Source organism: Flavonifractor sp. An91, from assembly GCF_002159225.1.
GTDB lineage: Bacteria > Bacillota > Clostridia > Oscillospirales > Oscillospiraceae > Flavonifractor > Flavonifractor avicola.
This window is the reverse complement of sequence record NZ_NFHA01000003.1, coordinates 135297-154394: the sequence shown is the minus strand read 5'-3', so window position 1 is coordinate 154394 and position 19098 is coordinate 135297. Positions and strand designations below refer to the sequence as shown.

Sequence of the window (19098 nt, the reverse complement as noted above, 5' to 3'; positions counted from 1 at the left end):
CCCGCTTGGGCTGGAGAGGAGATGGGACCATGACAATCATCCTTTGTATCCTGCTGGCCGCAGTATGCGCCGGACTGGGCCTGTGGGTTTGGACACAGTACCGGGCGTTAAAAGAGGCGGCGGAGCAACTGCGGGAGCTGACCCAGGGAGACAGCACCGCACGGCTGCGGATGGCGGTACCCAACCGGGAGGCGGAGGAACTGTTGGAGGGGGTCAACCACCTGCTGGAGCTGCGGCGGGAGGACCAGTCCCGCTGGCTGGAGCGGGAGCGCTCCCTTCGCCAGCAGATTGCCAACGTGTCCCACGACCTGCGTACTCCTTTGACCTCCATCCTGGGCTATCTTCAGCTGCTGGAGGACCCTTCGCTGCCGGAGGGAGAGCGGAGGGAGTACCTTGCGGTGGTGGAGAGCCGGGCCAAGGCATTGCAGAGTCTCATCACCGGCTTTTATGACCTGTCCCGGCTGGAAGGGGGAGAGTATCCTCTGGAGCAGGAACCGGTGAATCTCTATACCAGCCTGTCCGGTTTGCTGGCCGCCTTCTACAACGACTTTACCGACCGGCACTTTGATATGACGGTGGAGTTGTCTGAGCATCTGCCGCCGGTGCAGGCAGACAACGGCGGCGTACTGCGGGTATTCACCAATCTGATCCGCAATGCCCTGGACCACGGACAGGGGAAGATGACCGTCCGGCTCTGGCAGGAGGGGGACAAGGTGGTGAGCCTCTTTGCCAACGAGACCGATGAGCTGACGGCGGAGGACCTGCCCCATATCTTCGATCGCTTCTTTACTTCCGATAAAATGCGCACCGGCCGCAACACCGGTCTGGGCCTGGCCATTGTCAAAACTCTGGCGGAGCAGATGGGCTGCCAACTGACCGCTGAACTGGAAAACGGTATGTTTGCCATTCGGGTACAGTGGCCCCTTTGGCAGGGGCGAAGCTTTGGATGATGTGCCAAAGGCGGTGATTGCCGCTTGACAAAGTAAGGGAAAACTGATATCGTTTATCCGTATGACTGGAAGGCCGCAAACCATTGGGGCTGTAAGGTTTTCTAAACTGGGCAGTCATAAAAATGGCGGAAGCGGCCGTGACGGGAAACCGTGCCGCAGATTGTTATTGAGAAGAAGAGGTTGAATACTATGGTAAAGATCGTACGCAAGAAGGTGCTGAACCCCAGCGTTACCTTGCTGGAGGTTGAAGCCCCCCTGATCGCCAAGAAGGCGCGGGCGGGACAGTTTATCATTCTGCGGCTGGATGAGCAGGGTGAGCGCATCCCCCTGACCATTGCCGACTATGACCGTGAGAAGGGCACCATCACCATCATCTTCCAGAAGGTGGGCCTGACCACCGAGCTGCTGGCCGACCTGAATGAGGGCGACCACATCCAGGACTTTGTGGGTCCTCTGGGCCTGCCCACCGAGCTGCCTGAGGGCGCCAAGCGCGTCTGCGTGGTGGGCGGCGGCGTGGGCTGCGCCATTGCCTATCCCCAGGCCAAGACCTGCCATGCCGAGGGCCTGGAGGTGGACGTGATCGCCGGCTTCCGCTCCAAGGATATTGTCATTCTGGAGGACGAGTTCAAGTCTGTCAGCGACCACTGCTACATTATGACCGACGACGGCTCCTATGGCGAGCAGGGCTTCGTTACCGTCAAGCTGAAGGAGCTCATTGACTCCGGCATCCACTATGATGCTGTCATCGCCATCGGCCCCATCCCCATGATGAAGTTTGTGTCCAAGACCACCGAGCCCTACGGCATCAAGACCATCGTCTCCCTGAACCCCATCATGATCGACGGCACCGGTATGTGCGGCGGCTGCCGTGTCACCGTGGGCGGCAAGATGAAGTTTGCCTGTGTGGACGGCCCCGACTTTGACGGCCACGAGGTGGATTTTGACGAGCTGATGAACCGCAATGCGGTTTACCGTGCTCAGGAGGCGGAGGAGAAGGAGCGCCACGCCTGCCGTATGGACCAGCTTGCCAAGGAAATGATCCAGTAAGGAGAGACTGATACAATGCCTAATATGAGTTTGAAGAAGGTCCCCATGCCGGAGCAGGACCCCAATGTACGCAACCATAACTTCCAGGAGGTCTCTCTGGGCTACACTGCCGAGATGGCCATGGAGGAGGCCGGTCGCTGCCTCAACTGCAAGCACAAGCCTTGCGTGGGCGGCTGCCCGGTGAATATCCGCATCCCTGAGTTTATTGCCAAGGTGGCCGAGGGTGACTTCAAGGCCGCCTATGAGATCATCTCCGACACCAACGCCCTGCCCAGCGTCAGCGGCCGTGTGTGTCCCCAGGAGAGCCAGTGTGAGGCCCGCTGCGTCCGTGCTATCAAGGGTGAGCCTGTGGCCATTGGCCGCCTGGAGCGCTTTGTGGCCGACTGGTACCGGGAGAACATCAACGCCATGCCTGAGAAGCCCCAGAGCAACGGCATCAAGGTGGCGGTGGTGGGTTCCGGTCCTGCCAGCCTGACCTGCGCCAGCGATCTGGCCAAGCTGGGCTATCAGGTCACCATGTTCGAGGCCTTCCATACCGCCGGCGGCGTGCTGGTGTACGGCATCCCCGAGTTCCGCCTGCCCAAGGCCATCGTGCAGAATGAGGTGGACAAGCTGTCCGCCCTGGGTGTGGATCTGGAGACCGACATGGTCATCGGCAAGACCTTCGACATCGACGAGATGTTTGAGGAGGGCTACGAGGCCGTGTTCATCGGCTCCGGCGCCGGCCTGCCCATGTTCATGGGCATCGAGGGCGAGACCCTGGCGGGCGTGTACTCCGCCAACGAGTACCTGACCCGTATCAACCTGATGAAGGCCTACCGGGAGGGATACGACACCCCCCTGAAGATCTCCGGCTCCGCTGCTATCATCGGTGGCGGCAACGTGGCCATGGACGCCGCCCGCTGCGCCAAGCGCATGGGCGCCAAGCACGTCTATGTGCTCTACCGCCGGGACGAGGAGGAGATGCCCGCCCGTAAGGAGGAGGTCCACCACGCCAAGGAGGAGGGCATCGAGTTCATGCTGCTCACCAATCCTGTGCGGGTACTGGACGACGGCACCGGCAAGGTGGGCGGCCTGGAGTGCGTCAAGATGCGCCTCACTGCTCCCGACGAGAGCGGCCGCCGTGCCCCCAAGGTGGTGGAGGGCTCCAACTTCGTGATGGACGTGGACACTGTGGTCATGAGCCTGGGCACCAGCCCCAACCCCCTGATCCGGTCCACCACCCCCGGTCTGGAGACCAATAAGAAGGGCTGTCTCCAGGTGGATGAGGAGACTATGGCTACCAGCAGGGAAGGGGTCTATGCCGGCGGCGATGCCGTTACCGGCGCAGCCACTGTGATCCTGGCCATGGGCGCTGGCAAGAAGGCTGCCGCCTCCATGCACGAATACCTGACCAAAAAGCACAGCAAATAAAAGTTCAGCGGGGCCCGCCGGATTCCGGCGGGCCCCGCTTTATTTGATATGAAATTGGTTACTAAAAAGAAAGTGACTGAGCAAAAGGTGGGGATTGCAGGGAGAAGGACGGCGCGGTACACTATACCATGTATGAGAAAGAGAAAAGGAGAGGATGGGTATGCCCGCCCTTCAGAACAATCTGACCGAGGGGAGTGTCAGCCGCAAGCTGATTCGATACGCCATGCCCCTGGTGGCATCCAGCCTGCTGCAGGCCATCTATTCCATCACGGACATTATCATCGCCGGTCATTTCATCGGAGATAACGGTATCTCCGCCATCAACACCTCCAGCGTCATCATGAATATGCTGACCCAGGTGGCCATAGGCCTGACGGTGGGCGGCAACATCCTGGTGGGCCGCTACTTTGGCAGCGGCGCGGACGAGGAGCGCAAGAAAGCGGCAGGTAATACCTTCACGGTGGGCGTTATCACCGGTATTTTGTTTACCGTGGCGATTTTGCTGTTGGGCCGGCCCTTCCTGACGCTGCTGAAAGCCCCTGCCATGGAGGATTCGGTGGCCTACCTGGGAATCTGCGGCATCGGTCTGTTGTTCATCTTTGGGTATAACGCACTGTCGGCCATTCTGCGGGGGGTGGGAAATTCCCGCATCCCGCTGTACTGCATCATTGTGTCCGTCAGCCTCAATGTAATCCTGGACATTCTGTTTGTGGCGGTCTATGAGATGGGTGTGGCAGGCGCGGCTATGGCCACTGTAATTGGTCAGGCGGTGTCTTTTATAACAGCCCTGGTGTTCAGCCTGATCCATAGGGACAGCCTGGGCCTGCGGCTGAAGTACCTGCGCCCGGAGCGCCGCGTGGTGGGTATGACCCTGAAGCTGGGTCTGCCGGTGGCCCTCCAGTGGACCATCGCCAGCATTTCCTGGCTGGTGGTGCTGAGCCTGGTGAACAAATACGGTGTGGCGGTGTCTGCCGGTAACGGAGCCTCCAATAAAATCCGGGATTTCTGCCAGCTGTTCCTGTCCGCGCTCACCACCGGCGCCGGCACCATGTGCGCCCAGTGCCTGGGCGCCAAGATGTACGACCGGGCGGAGCAGGTGATGAAGACCTGTATGAAGCTGTCCCTGGGTATGGCGGCAGTCATCATCGTGCTGGCCGAGGTCCTGGCTCCCTGGCTGGTGATGATCTTCACCCCCGACCCGGAGGTTCAGCACTGGGCCGTCATCAACCTGCGGATTGAGATTGTATGCCAGCTCTTCTATGCAGGTATGTACACCTATAACACGTTGGCCACTGGTTCGGGCCACACGGTGTTTATTATGTGGAACTCCTTCCTCAACTGCATCGTGGTCCGTCTGGTGCTGGCGGTGATTCTGGAGCATTTTATGGGCATTTACGGTGTTTATCTGGCTTGCGGCATTGCGGTGTCCAGCTCGGTGCCGGTGGGCTGGTGGTTCTACCGTTCCAACCGCTGGAAAATCGCAAAGAACGTAGCATAACAGAATGAAAAAGTCCCCGCTGAGGACCTCAAATGGTCCTCAGCGGGGGCTTTTTATATGCGCTCAGGTCAGATGGTGCTCTGGGATACACCGTCCGCAATCTCGGAGCGGACCTGATCCATCAGAGCCTCATAGGCCCGGTCAATACCCTGCATATAGTCGCGCACAAAGTCCCGAAAGCGCTTGCCCTGAGCGTTCAGCGGACGGCGCTTGTGGTAGGCGATACCGAAATAGGCCACCGGTGCGCCGTCGGAGTAGGGCCGGCAGACCACATCGTTGTGCTTGCCCAGCAGCCGCAGTTCCCGGTATTTCACTGACGGTACAATGGAGATGCAGCGGTTTGCCTCCACCAGGGAGAGCAGCAGTTCCAGGTGCCGCACATCATAGTCGATGATGGGGTTGTTTCCCATTTTTTCTTCAGCGGCGCAGAAGGTGGTCCGGTTGACGCGGGAGCCGTCGATGGCCAGGTGCTCGCCCGCCAGCTGCTGACGGCTGATACTCTGGCAGCTGGCCAGGGGATGGGCGCGGTTGAGCAGCAGCACAAAGTCACACTCATACAGCCGTTCAAAGGCCAGATCGTCTCCCGGAGGTTCCAGTACGGTGAGGGCCAGATCCACTTCCTGACGCTCCAGCATTTCGGTGACGGAGGGCAGGTCGGCACGCTGATGATTCAAACTGATATCTGGATTTTTCAGCAGAAACTGCTGAAGCATGATCGTATCGTCCACCATACAGGCGATAGACAGGGGTTCTGGGCGGTCGGCGTTAAGGTTGCGTACCTCCTGTATGCCCTTTTCCAGGGCAGACAAAGCCTGATCCACATAGCGCAGGAAACACTCGCCGCTCTGATTCAGGGTGATCTTGCCCCGCCTGCGTTCAAACAACGGGACCCCTACCTCTTCCTCCAGCCGGGACAGGGAAGTGCTCAGATTGGGCTGTGACACAAACATGGTCTCAGCCGCTTTGGACATATTACCCAACTGGGCTACGGCAGAAAAGTACCGAAGCTGTGAAAGTTCCATGCCAAGTTTCCTCCTGGTAAGTATATGAATTGTTTATACTGTTGTAAACATTATATATTTTTCAAAAATGCTTGTAAAGCTTATACTGATAATCGCTCCAAGACGATCCGGAACGTCAGGCAATGCTACGCAAGAGGGAAGGGCAGGCGGAGCTGTCCGGTCTGCCCAGATGGAATGTGTAAAAAGGAATGTGAAAGTATGGAACAAACGAAGCGAGGCTTTGGTGCCTGGGGTTGGTTTCTGCTGATCTTCGGTTTGCTGATCTTCTTCAGCAACGGCGGCTTTTTTGCTGACGGCACCAACGTGATCTCTCCCGCGGTAGCGGAAAAGTTGAACGTGGATCAAAGTTTGATCCTTACCATGAACTCCATTGCCGGTGTGATTGGCGTTCTGGTGGCCATTGTGGCCGGCCAGGTCAATCAGCGCATCGGCCCCAGTAAGGTGGCTGCCGGTTGCCTGATTCTGGCGGGCCTGGGTCACATCGCTGCCGGTAACGCCGTGAACGTGCCCATGTATCTCATCGCCATGTGCTGCGTGGGCGGCGGCCTGAGCGCCGGCTCCTTTGTGGGCATCGGTACCCTGGTGGCCATGTGGTTCCCCAAGAAGCAGGGCCAGGCCATGAGCGTTGTGGCCATGGGTTCCAATCTGGGCACCATGCTCTTTGTCCCCCTGCTCACCGTGATGGTGGGCGCCATGGGCATCGGCACCAGCTCCATGATCTGCGGCATTGTGGCTGTGGTGGTGGGCGTGATCGGCGCCATCCTGCTGCGCAATACCCCCACTGAGCGAGGCCTGTATCCCGATAACGTCACTGAGGCCGAGTTCAAGGCTAACTACTCCACCAAGCCCCCCGAGGTTTCCGATGCGGGCTGGACCACCGGCAAGCTGCTGCGGACCAAGGAAGTGTGGCTGTGTGTGTTTGCCACCGGCCTGCTGATGCTGGTTCAGATGGGTATTATGACCCAGCTGGTTTCCCGCAACATGGAGGTGGGCATGGATCTGGGTATGGCCACCGGCGTTATGAGCGCCATCGCTGTGATCGGCATCATCGGTTCGGTGATCTTCGGCCGCATCGTGTTTAAACTTGGCATCAAGAAGGCGGGCGTGCTCACCGGCGTTCTGTACATCATCGCCATGCTGTGTAACGTCAGCGGCATCATGCCTCTGGTGTGGGTGTCCCTGGTGATCATCGGCTTCCTGGGTGCTGCCGCTCCCAACCTGATGAACTCCGTTCCCGGCTCCGTGTTCGGCCGGGTGGGCTACGCCAAGGTCAACAGCGTGGTGTTCCCCCTGACCAGCATCATCTTCATGCTCAACTTTGCTGTCAATGGCCTGATCAAGCAGCTGTTCAACAGCCTGAGCGTGGCTTACATCGTTTTCGCGGTACTGGCCTTTATTTCCATCCTGCTGATTCTGGCTCTGCAGGATCACAAGTATGACCAGGACTACATGGCCGCCCATAAAAAGTGAGCGGTCCAAATACAAAAGGAGGTAACCCTATGAGCAAGAACTCTACTGTGGCGCTTGCCCATGGCAAGGACGTGCAGGAAAACGTTACCCGCGTCTTTGACATGATGGGCGGCGTGACCAAGATGATCGAGCCCAACTCTACTGTAGTACTCAAGCCCAACGCCGGTCATGCGGCTCCCCCGGAGTTTGCCGTGTGTACTCACCCCGAGACCGTCCGCGCCGTGATCCGCGAGGTCAAGAAGGCCAATCCCAAGCGCATCGTCATCGCTGAGGCCGCCGCCGTTGGCTGCGACACCATCGAGTGCTATGAGGCCTGCGGCATTGCCAAGGTGGCCGAGGAAGAGGGCGTGGAGCTGGTCGACATCAAGCGGGACAAGGACCTCATCAATGTGGCTGTCCGCGGCTACCGCTCCAACATCAGCCATGTGAAGCTGCCCCGCCTGCTGCTGGAGGCCGAGCACATCATCAACCTGCCCATCCTGAAGGCTCACGCCAGCATGGTGTTCTCCGGCGCGCTGAAGAACATTAAGGGCGTGGTGCAGGATCAGGTCCATGTGCAGATGCACCAGCAGAACCTGACCATGGCTATGATGGATGTGTGGTGGGCTTGCCGGGCCGACATCAACATCATGGATGTGATGCACGCCGCCAGCGGCTACTCCCCCCACACTCCCGTGCCCATCGAGGTGGACTGCATCATGGGCTCCTATGACCCCGTGGCTCTGGACCGTATTGCCTGCGAGCTGGTTGGCATCGATCCCGACGGCGTGGACTACTTCCGTGTAGCCCAGGAGGCCGGTCTGGGTACCACCGAGCGGGACAAGATCGAGGTCGTGGGCGACGATCTGGCCGCCTGCTCCACCAAGATGTGGGTTCCCTACCTGGAGGACATCCGCAACCGCTGGCCTGAGTATGAGGTCCACTGCGAGGGTGCCTGCTCCAGCTGCCAGGCTCTGCTCACCCTGAACATGGAGACCCTGAAGGCTATCGGCGTCTACGATAAGAACACTGATATGGTCATCGTGGCCGGCGGCAAGAACACCCTGTCTCCCGATACTCCCGATGAAAAGATTATGCTCCACGGCAACTGCGCCCGCAAGCATCTGAAGGATCATCCCAACGCCTTCTTCCTCCAGGGGTGCCCCCCCGGAGAGGGCTCCCTGTATATGTCCATCCTCCGCAAGGAGGCTATGACCGGTAAGCCCGAGCAGATGCACTGGATCCGCGAGCGGATGGAAATCGACGCCCCCGCTTGGCGCGGCTATGTGGAGAATGAGGCTGCGAAGTTCTATGGAACAGACAAGACTTAATCAGGGCTATGTGACCCTGACAGACGCACCGGAACTGATGAAGCTGCTGGAGGATATCTTTACCGACGAATTCATGCAGCAGAACACCCGCTTTGAGAACTTTGACGGGTTCAAATTCTCCAGTGCGGTGATGGTCAACTGGAAGGCGGATACCATTGTCTATGCGCCCCTTCTGCTGGACAGCTTTGTCAAGGAGAGCACCCAGTTTTCCAACTGGGACGAGATGGTGCGCGCCGCCACCAGCCTGCGCTATCACTGCAGCTGAGAGCGGGGAAGGGGAGGCCTGAACCCGTTCGGATACAGGCCTCCGCTATAATTCCACAGATGTTCTGCCGGGGCGGGATGGGATCACGCCCCGGCAGGGCGCAGGGCTTTGAAGTCCAAGAACGGGACGCCCTGCGCGGGAACAGAGTCAGCTTGCCCTGAAAGAGTGTCTTTCCAGGGCTCTGACTCTATTCTCGAACCTGGATCCCAACGGACCGCCGGCGCCAGCACGCCGCCGGGTTACACAGTGAAAGGAGCTGGATTTACATATGAAACCGGAAGAGATCAAGCGAGTGGCCTGTGTGGGCGGCGGTGTGATCGGTTCCAGCTGGGCAATTCAGTTTGCCATGAAGGGCCTGGATGTGGTTCTGTACGATATCAATGACGAGCAGCTGGCCAAGAGTCAGGCTCAGATGCACAAGAGCCTGGATGCCCTGGAGCAGTTCAAGGCAGTGACACCCCAGCGGCGGCAGGAGATCGCCGACCGGGTGAAGCTGACCACCTCCATGGAAGAGGCGGTGAAGAACGCCCAGTTCATCCAGGAGAGCGGCCCTGAGCGGCTGGAGATCAAGCGGTCTATCCTGGCCCAGGTGGAGGAGTATGCTTCCGCCGACGCCATCTATGCCAGCTCCACCTCCGGCCTGTTGGTCAGTGATATCGCAGCCCAGGCGGCTCACCCGGAGCGGTGCGTGGGTGCCCACCCCTACAATCCCCCTCATCTGATTCCCCTGGTGGAGCTGACCTCCGGCGACAAGACCGATCCGGAGCTGCTCCAGCTGGCCTACGACTTCTATCAGTCCATCGGCAAGGAGGCGGTGCTGCTGCGCAAGGAGTGCCCCGGCTTTATTGCCAACCGGCTCCAGCTGGCCCTTTACCGTGAGGTGCAGGATCTGGTCATGCGGGGCGTGTGCTCCGTAGAGGACGCAGATAAGGCCCTGGTATACGGCCCCGGCCTGCGCTGGGCCATCTTCGGCCACAACATGATCATGCAGCTGGGCAACCCCGGCGGCCTCACCGGTATGGTGCAGATGCTGGGCAACTCCGGCGACCGCTGGCTGGCTGACATGGCCTCCTGGACCCATCAGCCCGACAACTGGGCCGAGGTGGCTCAGCCTGGTGTGGATAAGGAGATGGCCAATTTCCCCGATCACATCGGCCACACCAATGAGGACTGCGCCAAGTATCGGGATCAGATGCTCATTGAGCTGCTGAAACTCCACCGCAAGCTGTAAGAGGAGGTTTCATGACTTTCCCGAAGGATTTTACCGCGTTTACCCGGCGGCGCTGGGTCTGTCTCATTTCCGCCATGGTGATCTGTGTCTGCGCCGGCTTCGGCTACGCCTGGAGCGTGCTGCAAAACCCCATTGTGACTCGTTTCGGCTGGGCTGACTCCGGCGTGGCCCTGGCCTATACCATTACGGTACTGTGTTCCACCATGGCGCCTCTGATCTTCGGCGGACTGATCCGCCGTATGTCCACCCGGGCCGGTGTGATCGTAGGTGCGATTCTCTTCGGCGGCGGACTGCTGCTGACGGGATGGATGAACCAGATTTGGCAGCTCTATCTGTTTTACGGTGTGATCTCCGGACTGGGCGTAGGTTTCATCTACCCCAGCATGATGGCCTATGTGGTGCGCCTCTTCCCGGACCGATCCGGACTGGCCTCCGGACTGGGCACCGCCGCCTACGGCTCAGGCGCCATTTTGTGGGCCCCTACCGCCGCGGCGCTGATGGAGGGTGTGGGCATGGACCGGGCCTTTCAGGTGCTGGGCATCCTCTTTGCCGTAATTATTTTGGTCGCCTCCCTGCTTCTGATTGATCCGCCCGAAGGTTTTCAGGCCGCTATGGCGCCCAAGAGCAGGGGGGAGAAGGGAGGGGCCGCCGACCTGAGACGGGGCCAGATGGTGCGTACCGGAACCTTCTGGAAGATGGTTGTGGTGTTCACCTGCGGCCTGGTGGCCGGCGTCATCGTCATCAGCCAGGCATCTCCCATCCTCCAGCAGTCCCTGGGCTATTCCTCCTCCAGAGCGGCCCTTTTCGTCAGCGTGTTTGCCGCCTGCAACATGGCCGGACGCTTTCTGTGGGGCAGCCTGTCGGATAAGCTGGGACTGGTCAATACCGCTGGTGCGGTCTTTGTGCTGTGCATCCTGTCCATGGGCCTGCTGGCCGTGGTGGGGCAGGAGGTGTTGGTGCTGGTGCTGATGGGCGTGGCGGCCTCCTGCTATGGCGGCCTGGCCTCCATCCTCACACCCCTCACCGCCCGGATGTTCGGCCCCCGGTACATCACGGAAAACTACGGCGTCATGTATGTGGTGTTCGGCCTGGCCAGTCTCATCGGGCCCAGCCTGGCTACTACCTTTAAAACTATGGGAGGGGGAAGCTATACCGGAGCCTATGTCACTGCCGCGGTGCTGGCGGCAGTTGGCCTGGTCCTCTCCCGATTCCTGAAACCTGTGTCCCGCAAAGGAGAATGATATGGAATTAAGTAAAGTACGTACCATGGAGCAGATCATCGCCAGTTTCAAGGATGGCCAGACCATCGCCATTGGTGGTCAGACCAACAACTATATGCCGGAGCGGCTCATTGACTGCGTGCTGGAGAGCGGGGCCAAGCATCTGACGGTGTATTCCATCGATTCCAGCGACCCCGGCATGGGCATCAGCCGCATCATTGAGGCCGGGCGGGTGGACAAAATGATCACCACCCATGTGGGGACCAATCCCCGTACCAACGCCCGTATTCAGGACGGCTCCCTGAAGGCCGAGCTTATCCCCATGGGTACCTTCATCGAGCGCATCCGCTGCGGCGGCATGGGCCTGGGAGGCGTGCTCACCAAGACCGGCCTGGGTACCGTGGTGGAGGAGGGCAAGCAGATCATCGAGGTTGATGGTCAGAAGTACCTGCTGGAGACCGCGCTCCACGCCGACGTGGCCCTGACTCGCTGCCGGAAGGCCGACCCTCTGGGCAACCTGGCCTATCGGGGCAGCAGCGGCCATGCTTCCCACCCGGTCATCGCCACCTGCGCCGACCTGTCCATCGTGGAGTGCGATCACTTCTGCGATCTGGGTGAGATCGGCCCGGATGAAGTAAAGGTGCCTGGTATGTTCGTGGACATGATTCTGGTGTAAGGAGGGGGAGCAGATGGACAACAGAAACTTTATCGCCAAGCGGGCTGCTGCCTACTTCAAACCCGGCGACGTGGTCAACCTGGGCATCGGTATCCCCAGCCTCTGCGGCAGCTATGCCGCCGAAGGGGTGCTCTTCCAGAGCGAGAATGGCTTTATCGGCATCGGCGCCACAGTGAATGAGGGCCTGATGATGAACGAGCGGTTCGTCAATGCCGGCGGCGTAAACTTTATCCCTGTCCCTGGCGCCAGCGCCTTCGATGTGGCCATGTCCTTCGGTGTCATCCGGTCCGGTCGGCTGGCTGCCACCGTGCTGGGCGGCCTTCAGGTATCCGCCAACGGTGATCTGGCCAACTGGGCCTCTCCCGGCCGGGCCTTCGGCATGGGAGGCGCCATGGACCTGTGCAACGGCGCCCGGAAGGTGATTGTGGCCATGGATCTGGTGGCCAAGAACGGCGCGCCCAAGGTGGTGAACCAGTGTACCATGCCTCTCACCGCCATCCGCTGCGTGGACCATATTGTCACCGACCGCTGCGTCATCAACGTGACCCCGGAGGGCCTGGTGCTGGCTGAGATCCGCAAGGGTCATACTGTGGAAGAAATTCAGGCCGCTGTGGAGCCCAAGCTCCTGGTGGCCCCCGATCTGATTGAAATGGAGGAAGATTGATATGGCAAAACCGCTGAGCAAAACAGTGGTCGTGGCCTACGGCCGCTCCGCTGTAGCTAAATCCGGTAAGAAGGGCGCTCTGCGTCAGCTTCATCCCATCGACATGGGCGGCCTGGTGCTGAAGGGTGTTATGGAGAAGATCCCCCAGCTGGACCCCGCTCTGGTGGAGGATGTGATCCTGGGCTGCGCCATCCCCGAGGCCAAGCAGGGCCTCAACCCTGCCCGCCTGGTGGCCGCCCGTGCCGGACTGCCCTACACCGCCTGCGGCCTCACCGTGGACCGCTTCTGCTCCTCCTCTCTCCAGGCTGTGGCCCTGGCTGCCTGGCAGATTGAGGCCGGACAGGCCGACTGCATCGTGGCCGGCGGTATTGAGTCCATGACGGCTCTGCCCATGACTCTGGACCGCAGCGGCGACATGAACCCCTGGCTGCTGGAGCACGACCCCAATCAGTACATCTCCAACGGCGAGACCGCTGAGAATGTGGCTGAGAAGTACAACGTCACCCGGGAGGAGATGGACGCTCTGGCCCTGGCCAGCCATCAGAAGGCGGCTCATGCCCAGGACGCCGGTTACTTTGACGATCAGATTATCCCTCTGCCCGGCGTGGATGCCGAGGGCAATCCCATCGTCTTTGACAAGGACCAGGGCATCCGCCGTGACACCAGCATGGAGAAGATGGCTTCCATGAAGCCCTGCTTCCGGGAGAATGGCCGGGTCACCGCCGCCACCTCTTCCCAGACCAGCGACGGCGCTGCCTTCCTGGTGCTCATGAGCCGGGACAAGGCCGCTGAGCTGGGCATCAAGCCTCTGGCCTCCTTCCTGGGTTTCTGCGTGGGCGGTCTGGACCCCGCCTATATGGGTCTGGGTCCCATCTACGCCGTGCCCAAGGTGATGGAGTATACTGGCCTCACCGTGAACGATATGGACGTGATCGAGCTCAACGAGGCCTTTGCCGCTCAGGTCAGCCCCTGCATCAAGGAGCTGGGCATGGATCCCGCCAAGGTCAACCCCAACGGCGGCGCCATGGCTCTGGGCCATCCTCTGGGCGCTACCGGCGCGGTACTGTCCTGCAAGGCCATCTCTGAGCTGCACCGCACCGGCGGCAAGTACGCCCTGGTGACCATGTGCATTGCCGGCGGCATGGGCGCGGCCGGTATCTTCAAAGCGGAATAAATTGACACAACAATTATTATATTGACCATTTTATGGAGGTATTGATTATGGGTAAGCCTTTGGCCGATTATGTGAAGCTCCCCCAGCTGGACGAGTACAAGGAGTGGTTCAAGGATTTCGCGGACCTGTACCGTGAGGATGGCATCCTGCAGGTGACCTGGAAGACCAACGACGGCCCCATGCACCACAGCGGTATGTCCCACCGGGCCATCAGCCAGCTGGTGCGCATCCTGTCCCTGGACAACCAGAATGAGATCATCATCTTCACCCACATCGGCGACAGCTGGATGACCGAGTCCGATCCCAACGGCTGGGAGACCTATTCCAAGCTGCCTACCGAGCGGTTCCAGCACCAGTATTTTGACGACACCAACCTGATCAAGAACATGATCTTCGATCTGGATGTGCCCACCATCGGTGTGCTGCCTGGCCCCGGCTTCCACTGGGACTCCGCCATGCTCAGCGACATCACCATCTGCTCCGATGATACCTGGATCGAGGTGCCCCACGCCCACGGCGGCCTGGTGCCCGGCGACGGCATGGGCCTGATGGCTCAGCACTACTTCGGCACCAAGCGGGGCAACTACTACATGATGACCGCCCGTCAGTGGACTGCCCAGCAGATGCTGGACTGGGGCATGGTCAGCGAAGTGGTGCCCAAGGATCAGGTTATGGCCCGCGCCTGGGAGATCGCCCGGATGCTCAAGACCATGCCTTACGAGAACCGCACCATCATGTCCAACCTGGCCAAGCGTCCTCTGAAGAAGCTGCTGGTGGAGGATCTGAAGCTGCACACTGTGTCCGAGCAGTACGGCTCTCTGCTGCGCATCGCCGCCGGCGACATGGGCGACCGCAACGCCGCCCAGCAGGACGAGAAGTACATCAGCCAGACCAACGACTGGCGTTACTGCCACGACTGGATGCAGCAGCCTCCCACCCGGGAGAGCTGGGCCGGCTTCCGTACCAAGCCCATCGAGTGGTTCAAGGAAGTGGAGGCCGGTCGGGAGGTCAACCCCTTCGATCCCAGCCGTCCGGTGAAGCCCTATCGCCCCGACGAGAAGTAAGCCAAACCCCGGCATGATTTGAGTATTGGAGGTTACTGTAATGGGAAAGCCTATGGCTGATTACGTCAAGCTGCCTGAGTTTGACGAGTATAAAGAGTGGTTTAAAGACTTCGCCGATCTGAAGCGTGAGGACGGCATCGTCCAGGTCACCTGGAAGACCAACGACGGCCCCATGCACCACAGCGGTATGTCCCACCGGGCCATGAGCCAGCTGACCCGCTGGCTGAGCCTGGACTATAAGAACGAGATCATCATCTATACCCACATCGGCGACAACTGGATGATCGAGTCGGACGCCAACGGCTGGGAGACCTACTCCAAGCTGCCCACCGAGCGGTTCCAGCATCAGTATTTTGACGACACCAACCTGATCAAGAACATGATCTTTGATCTGGATGTGCCCACCATCGGCGCCATCCCCGGCCCCGGCTTCCACTGGGATTCCGCCATGCTGTGCGACATCACCCTGTGCTCCGAGGACACCAAGATGGAGGTGCCTCACGCTCAGGGCGGCCTGGTGCCCGGCGACGGCATGGGCCTGATGTGCCAGCACTTCTTCGGCACCAAGCGGGGCAACTACTATATGATGACCTCCCGCCAGTTCACCGCCCAGCAGATGCTGGACTGGGGCATGGTCAACGAGGTGCTGCCCAAGGGTAAGGTGCTGGAGCGGGCCTGGGAGATCGCCCGGATGTGGAAGACCATGCCCTACGAGAATCGCACCATCATGTCCAACCTGGCCAAGCGTCCTCTGAAGAAGCTGCTGGTGGAGGACCTGAAGCTGCACACCGTGTCTGAGCAGTATGGCTCTCTGCTGCGGGTGGCCGCCGGGGAGCTGGGCGACGAGAATTCCGCCCAGCAGGATGAGAAGTACATCAGCCGCGTGAACGACTGGCGTTACGCCACCCACGACATGGAGCAGCCCCAGACCGCCGAGAGCTGGCGCACCATGCCCCAGAAGGCCAACCAGTGGTGGCAGAAGGTCAAGGCCGGAGAGATCGAGAATCCCTTCGTCTTTGAGCACAGCAACGAGCCGGAAGGCTACGAATTTTAATCCAACAGGGAAGAAGGGGCCGTATCCGGCCTCTTTTTCCCATACCTGTTTCCTAAACCGTGCCGGATGCCGGCGCGGAACCATGAAAAAGGAGTGGAACTGAAATGGCAAAGACCATCATTACCGCTGCGCTGACCGGCGCGGTCACCCCCGCGGGTTACAAGATCCCCGAGGCCCCCCAGCAGATCGCCGACGAGGCCTATGACGCCTGGAAGCTGGGCGCCGCTGTGGTCCACCTGCATATGCGTGCCGACGACGGCCTGGGCGCTATGGACAAGGAGAAGTTCCGTGAGACCATCCGCCTGATCCGCAGCCACAAGGACTGTGACGTCATCATCAACTGCACCTCCTCCGGCGCCTCTCCCCAGCATCCCGCCACCGATGAGGAGCGTATGGCGCACCACAAGGAGCTGCCCGGCATTGAGATGGGCTCCTACGACGCTGGTTCCTTCAACTGGATGCCCGGCGGTGTGTTCATCAACTCTCCCCAGTTCCTCCAGCAGCTGGGCGACCTGTACATGGAGAAGGGCACCAAGCCGGAGATCGAGATCTTTGACGCCGGTATGCTGGGTGTTACCGACTACTTTGTGAAGAAGGGCCACCTGCCCACTCCCTGCCACTATCAGTTCTGCCTGGGCGTGCTGGGCGGTATGCCTGCCACCGTGGAGAACCTGCTCTATCTGGTAAATCACATCCCCGCCGGTTCCACCTGGTCCGCCTTCGGTGTGGGCAAGGGTCATTTGCCCATCATGTTCGCGGCCCTGGCCCTGGGCGGCCACATCCGTGTGGGCATGGAGGACAATGTGGTCTTTGGCGTGGACGAGAATGGCAAGAAGATCATGGCCACCAACCATATGCTGGTGGAGCGTGCCGTGGCCGCTGTCAAGGCTTTCGGCAATACCCCCGCTACCCCCGCCGAGGCCCGCCAGATCCTGGGCATCCCCGCCTTTGACGGCGAGAAGGTCCGCGCCGCTCTGGGGATCGACTGATATGAAGATCCAGAGCGTACTGGGCCCGGTGGACACGTCGGAACTGGGCCAGGTGCTGATGCACGAGCATCTGACCTGTGCCGACTGGTCCATGCGGATGAACTTCGGTTCCCGCTTCTATGAAGCGGACAAGGTTACCGAGATGTCCTGCGGAATGCTGGGCAAGGCAGCACAGCAGGGTGTGGCCACCGTGGTGGACGGCACGCCTGTAAACCTGGGCCGTGACATTCACTTGATGCGGGATGTGGCCCGCCGTACAGGACTGAACATCATCGCCTCCACCGGCTTCTACTATCAGGAGGAGCCCTGGCTGGGCTTCCGGGACGAGGAGCAGATCTACGACCTGCTGATGGGCGACTGCACCGACGGTATTCAGGGTACCGACAGCAAGCCGGGCATCCTGAAGGCGGGCGTGGCCCGGGCCGGGGTGACGCCTCTGCTCCACAAGGTACTCCACGCCACCGGCCGTGTGGCCGCCGAGACCGGGCTGCCCATCTTCTGCCACCATGATCCCTCTGTCCACAGCGGCGGGGAGATTCTGGACCTGTTCGAGAGCTGCGGCGTGCCCGCAAACCGGGTGATCCTGGGTCACAGCGGCGACACCACCGAGCTGGAATACCTCACCGCCATGCTGGAGCGGGGCTGCTGGCTGGGCATGGACCGCTTCGGCTTCTGCGACCGGGACCTGGGGCTGGAGCCCCGGGTGGACACCATTGCCCGGCTGTGCGAAATGGGCTGGGGGAACAAACTGCTCCTCAGCCACGATCTGGCCGCCTATCTGGCCTTCTGGGACAGCTGGGAGACCACCAAAAACAGCGATTACCTCCATCTGGAGGAGGACTTCACCTTCATCCACCGTCGGGTACTGCCCGCTCTGCGGGAGCGGGGCCTGGAGCCCGCCGTGGTGGACGGCCTGCTGACGGCCAATCCCAGAACCTTCTTTGAAGGAACTTCCAGTCACTAATGATTGTTCCTTATTTTCCCCCTTACTAAATCCTTTCCCTCATCAGGCAGGCACGGGACCGGAGCCACGGTCCCGTGCCTGCCGCTTTTTTGCGGATAAAAGTACCAAACGCTCAAGGACGGGAGGGGTCCAATCTGTCTTTTTGTGTGAACCGATGGTTGAAACGTACGGTTTTCTAATGTATACTAAAGGTCAGAGAATATGGCCCTTCGGGCCCACAGAATGGAAAGGTGAATCAAATGGAACAGTCAAAGGTCCACGCACTGGCTGTCACAGCCGCCCGTGCCCGCCTGCTGGCGATGGACATGGTGCATGACGCGGCCTCCGGCCACATCGGCGGCTCCCTGTCCTCCATGGACATCATTACCACCCTGTACGGTCATGTGATGCGGGTAGATCCCGCCAATCCCCGGGACCCTGACCGGGACCGCTTCGTGCTGTCCAAGGGACACTGTACCCCCGCACTCTATCCCAATCTGGCTCTGAAGGGCTTTTTCCCCGTGGAAGATCTGAAACTTTTCCGCTCCATCAAGGGCGAGATGTCCGGTCATGCCGAAATGCATCACATTAAGGGCGTGGATATGTCCACCGGCTCTTTGGGTCAGGGCATCTCCGCCGCTGTGGGCATGGCTCTGGCGGGTAAGGCCGATCAGAAGGACTATCGTGTGTATGCTCTGCTGGGCGACGGCGAGATCGAGGAAGGCCAGGTGTGGGAGGCCGCCATGTCTGCGGCCAAGTACCACCTGGACAACCTGTGCGCCATTGTGGACGTCAACGGCCTGCAGATCGACGGACCCACGGCTGAGGTCATGCCCTCCGAGCCCCTGGACAAGAAGTTTGAGGCCTTCAACTGGAATGTGATCCATGTGGACGGCCACGACTTCAACGCCCTGGAAGAGGCGTTTAACGCCGCTGCTGCCTGCAAGGGCAAGCCCACCGTGCTGCTGGCCAAGACCATCAAGGGCAAGGGCGTCTCCTTTATGGAGGGAGACTACGGCTGGCATGGCAAGGCGCCCAATGATGAGCAGTATGAAAAGGCCCATGCGGAGCTGGCTGCGACGCTGGCGGAACTGGAGGGAAAGTAAGC

18 protein-coding genes are annotated in these 19098 nt (G+C 60.2%); 17 read left to right on the top strand and 1 reads right to left on the bottom strand.

Annotated elements, in window-relative coordinates; genetic code table 11:
- Positions 1 to 29: 29 nt before the first annotated feature.
- From B5G42_RS03520 to B5G42_RS03505, 4 genes are all read left to right on the top strand, one after another.
- Positions 30 to 950: a sensor histidine kinase gene (locus B5G42_RS03520; RefSeq protein ID WP_087266646.1), complete on the top strand. Its 921-nt coding sequence runs from the start codon at positions 30 to 32 to the stop codon at positions 948 to 950.
- Positions 951 to 1139: 189 nt separating this feature from the next.
- Positions 1140 to 1997: a sulfide/dihydroorotate dehydrogenase-like FAD/NAD-binding protein gene (locus tag B5G42_RS03515; protein ID WP_087266644.1), complete on the top strand. Its 858-nt coding sequence runs from the start codon at positions 1140 to 1142 to the stop codon at positions 1995 to 1997.
- A gap of 15 nt (positions 1998 to 2012) precedes the next feature.
- A complete protein-coding gene (gene gltA / locus B5G42_RS03510) occupies positions 2013 to 3410 on the top strand; it encodes an NADPH-dependent glutamate synthase (RefSeq protein ID WP_087188950.1) in 1398 nt (465 codons plus the stop codon).
- Positions 3411 to 3570: 160 nt separating this feature from the next.
- Positions 3571 to 4908: an MATE family efflux transporter gene (locus tag B5G42_RS03505; protein WP_087188949.1), complete on the top strand. Its 1338-nt coding sequence runs from the start codon at positions 3571 to 3573 to the stop codon at positions 4906 to 4908.
- Positions 4909 to 4976: 68 nt separating this feature from the next.
- Here B5G42_RS03505 and B5G42_RS03500 read toward each other — a convergent pair whose 3' ends face one another.
- The gene (locus B5G42_RS03500) at positions 4977 to 5930 is read right to left on the bottom strand and encodes a LysR family transcriptional regulator (RefSeq protein WP_087266642.1); all 954 of its coding nucleotides are present in this window, start codon (positions 5928 to 5930) and stop codon (positions 4977 to 4979) included.
- 198 nt (positions 5931 to 6128) lie between these two features.
- Between B5G42_RS03500 and B5G42_RS03495 the strand changes: the two genes are divergently transcribed.
- The 13 genes from B5G42_RS03495 (at position 6129) to B5G42_RS03435 (ending at position 19096) form a co-directional block, all read left to right on the top strand.
- The gene (locus B5G42_RS03495) at positions 6129 to 7400 is read left to right on the top strand and encodes an MFS transporter (protein ID WP_087266640.1); all 1272 of its coding nucleotides are present in this window, start codon (positions 6129 to 6131) and stop codon (positions 7398 to 7400) included.
- 29 nt (positions 7401 to 7429) lie between these two features.
- Entirely contained in the window at positions 7430 to 8710 is a 1281-nt protein-coding gene (locus tag B5G42_RS03490) for a DUF362 domain-containing protein (protein WP_087266638.1), read from the top strand.
- Entirely contained in the window at positions 8691 to 8975 is a 285-nt protein-coding gene (locus B5G42_RS03485; RefSeq protein WP_087266636.1) for a hypothetical protein, read from the top strand. The genes B5G42_RS03490 and B5G42_RS03485 overlap by 20 nt, the downstream gene beginning before the upstream one ends.
- 268 nt (positions 8976 to 9243) lie before the next feature.
- Positions 9244 to 10206 (top strand): 3-hydroxyacyl-CoA dehydrogenase family protein, encoded by a 963-nt coding sequence (locus B5G42_RS03480; protein ID WP_087187973.1) that lies wholly within the window; start codon positions 9244 to 9246, stop codon positions 10204 to 10206.
- A gap of 11 nt (positions 10207 to 10217) precedes the next feature.
- Positions 10218 to 11447, top strand: a complete 1230-nt coding sequence (locus B5G42_RS03475) for an L-lactate MFS transporter (protein WP_087266634.1) — start codon at positions 10218 to 10220, stop codon at positions 11445 to 11447.
- Between the two features lies 1 nt (position 11448).
- Positions 11449 to 12102, top strand: coding sequence for a CoA transferase subunit A (locus B5G42_RS03470; RefSeq protein WP_087266632.1), 654 nt, complete (start codon positions 11449 to 11451; stop codon positions 12100 to 12102).
- Positions 12103 to 12115: 13 nt separating this feature from the next.
- Positions 12116 to 12766 carry a CoA-transferase gene (locus B5G42_RS03465; protein ID WP_087266630.1) on the top strand — a complete coding sequence of 217 codons (651 nt, stop codon included), beginning with the start codon at positions 12116 to 12118 and terminating at the stop codon, positions 12764 to 12766.
- Position 12767: 1 nt separating this feature from the next.
- On the top strand, positions 12768 to 13940 hold the full coding sequence (locus B5G42_RS03460; RefSeq protein ID WP_087266628.1) for a thiolase family protein: 1173 nt from the start codon (positions 12768 to 12770) through the stop codon (positions 13938 to 13940).
- 47 nt (positions 13941 to 13987) lie between these two features.
- Positions 13988 to 15004 carry an enoyl-CoA hydratase/isomerase family protein gene (locus B5G42_RS03455; RefSeq protein WP_087266626.1) on the top strand — a complete coding sequence of 339 codons (1017 nt, stop codon included), beginning with the start codon at positions 13988 to 13990 and terminating at the stop codon, positions 15002 to 15004.
- A 40-nt stretch (positions 15005 to 15044) separates the two neighbouring features.
- On the top strand, positions 15045 to 16058 hold the full coding sequence (locus tag B5G42_RS03450) for an enoyl-CoA hydratase/isomerase family protein (RefSeq protein WP_087187979.1): 1014 nt from the start codon (positions 15045 to 15047) through the stop codon (positions 16056 to 16058).
- A 104-nt stretch (positions 16059 to 16162) separates the two neighbouring features.
- Complete coding sequence (locus B5G42_RS03445; RefSeq protein ID WP_087266624.1) at positions 16163 to 17047, top strand: 3-keto-5-aminohexanoate cleavage protein; 885 nt, start codon at positions 16163 to 16165, stop codon at positions 17045 to 17047.
- Position 17048: 1 nt separating this feature from the next.
- On the top strand, positions 17049 to 18011 hold the full coding sequence (locus B5G42_RS03440) for a phosphotriesterase family protein (RefSeq protein ID WP_087187981.1): 963 nt from the start codon (positions 17049 to 17051) through the stop codon (positions 18009 to 18011).
- Between the two features lie 239 nt (positions 18012 to 18250).
- Positions 18251 to 19096: a transketolase gene (locus B5G42_RS03435; RefSeq protein ID WP_087187982.1), complete on the top strand. Its 846-nt coding sequence runs from the start codon at positions 18251 to 18253 to the stop codon at positions 19094 to 19096.
- Positions 19097 to 19098: the final 2 nt, after the last annotated feature.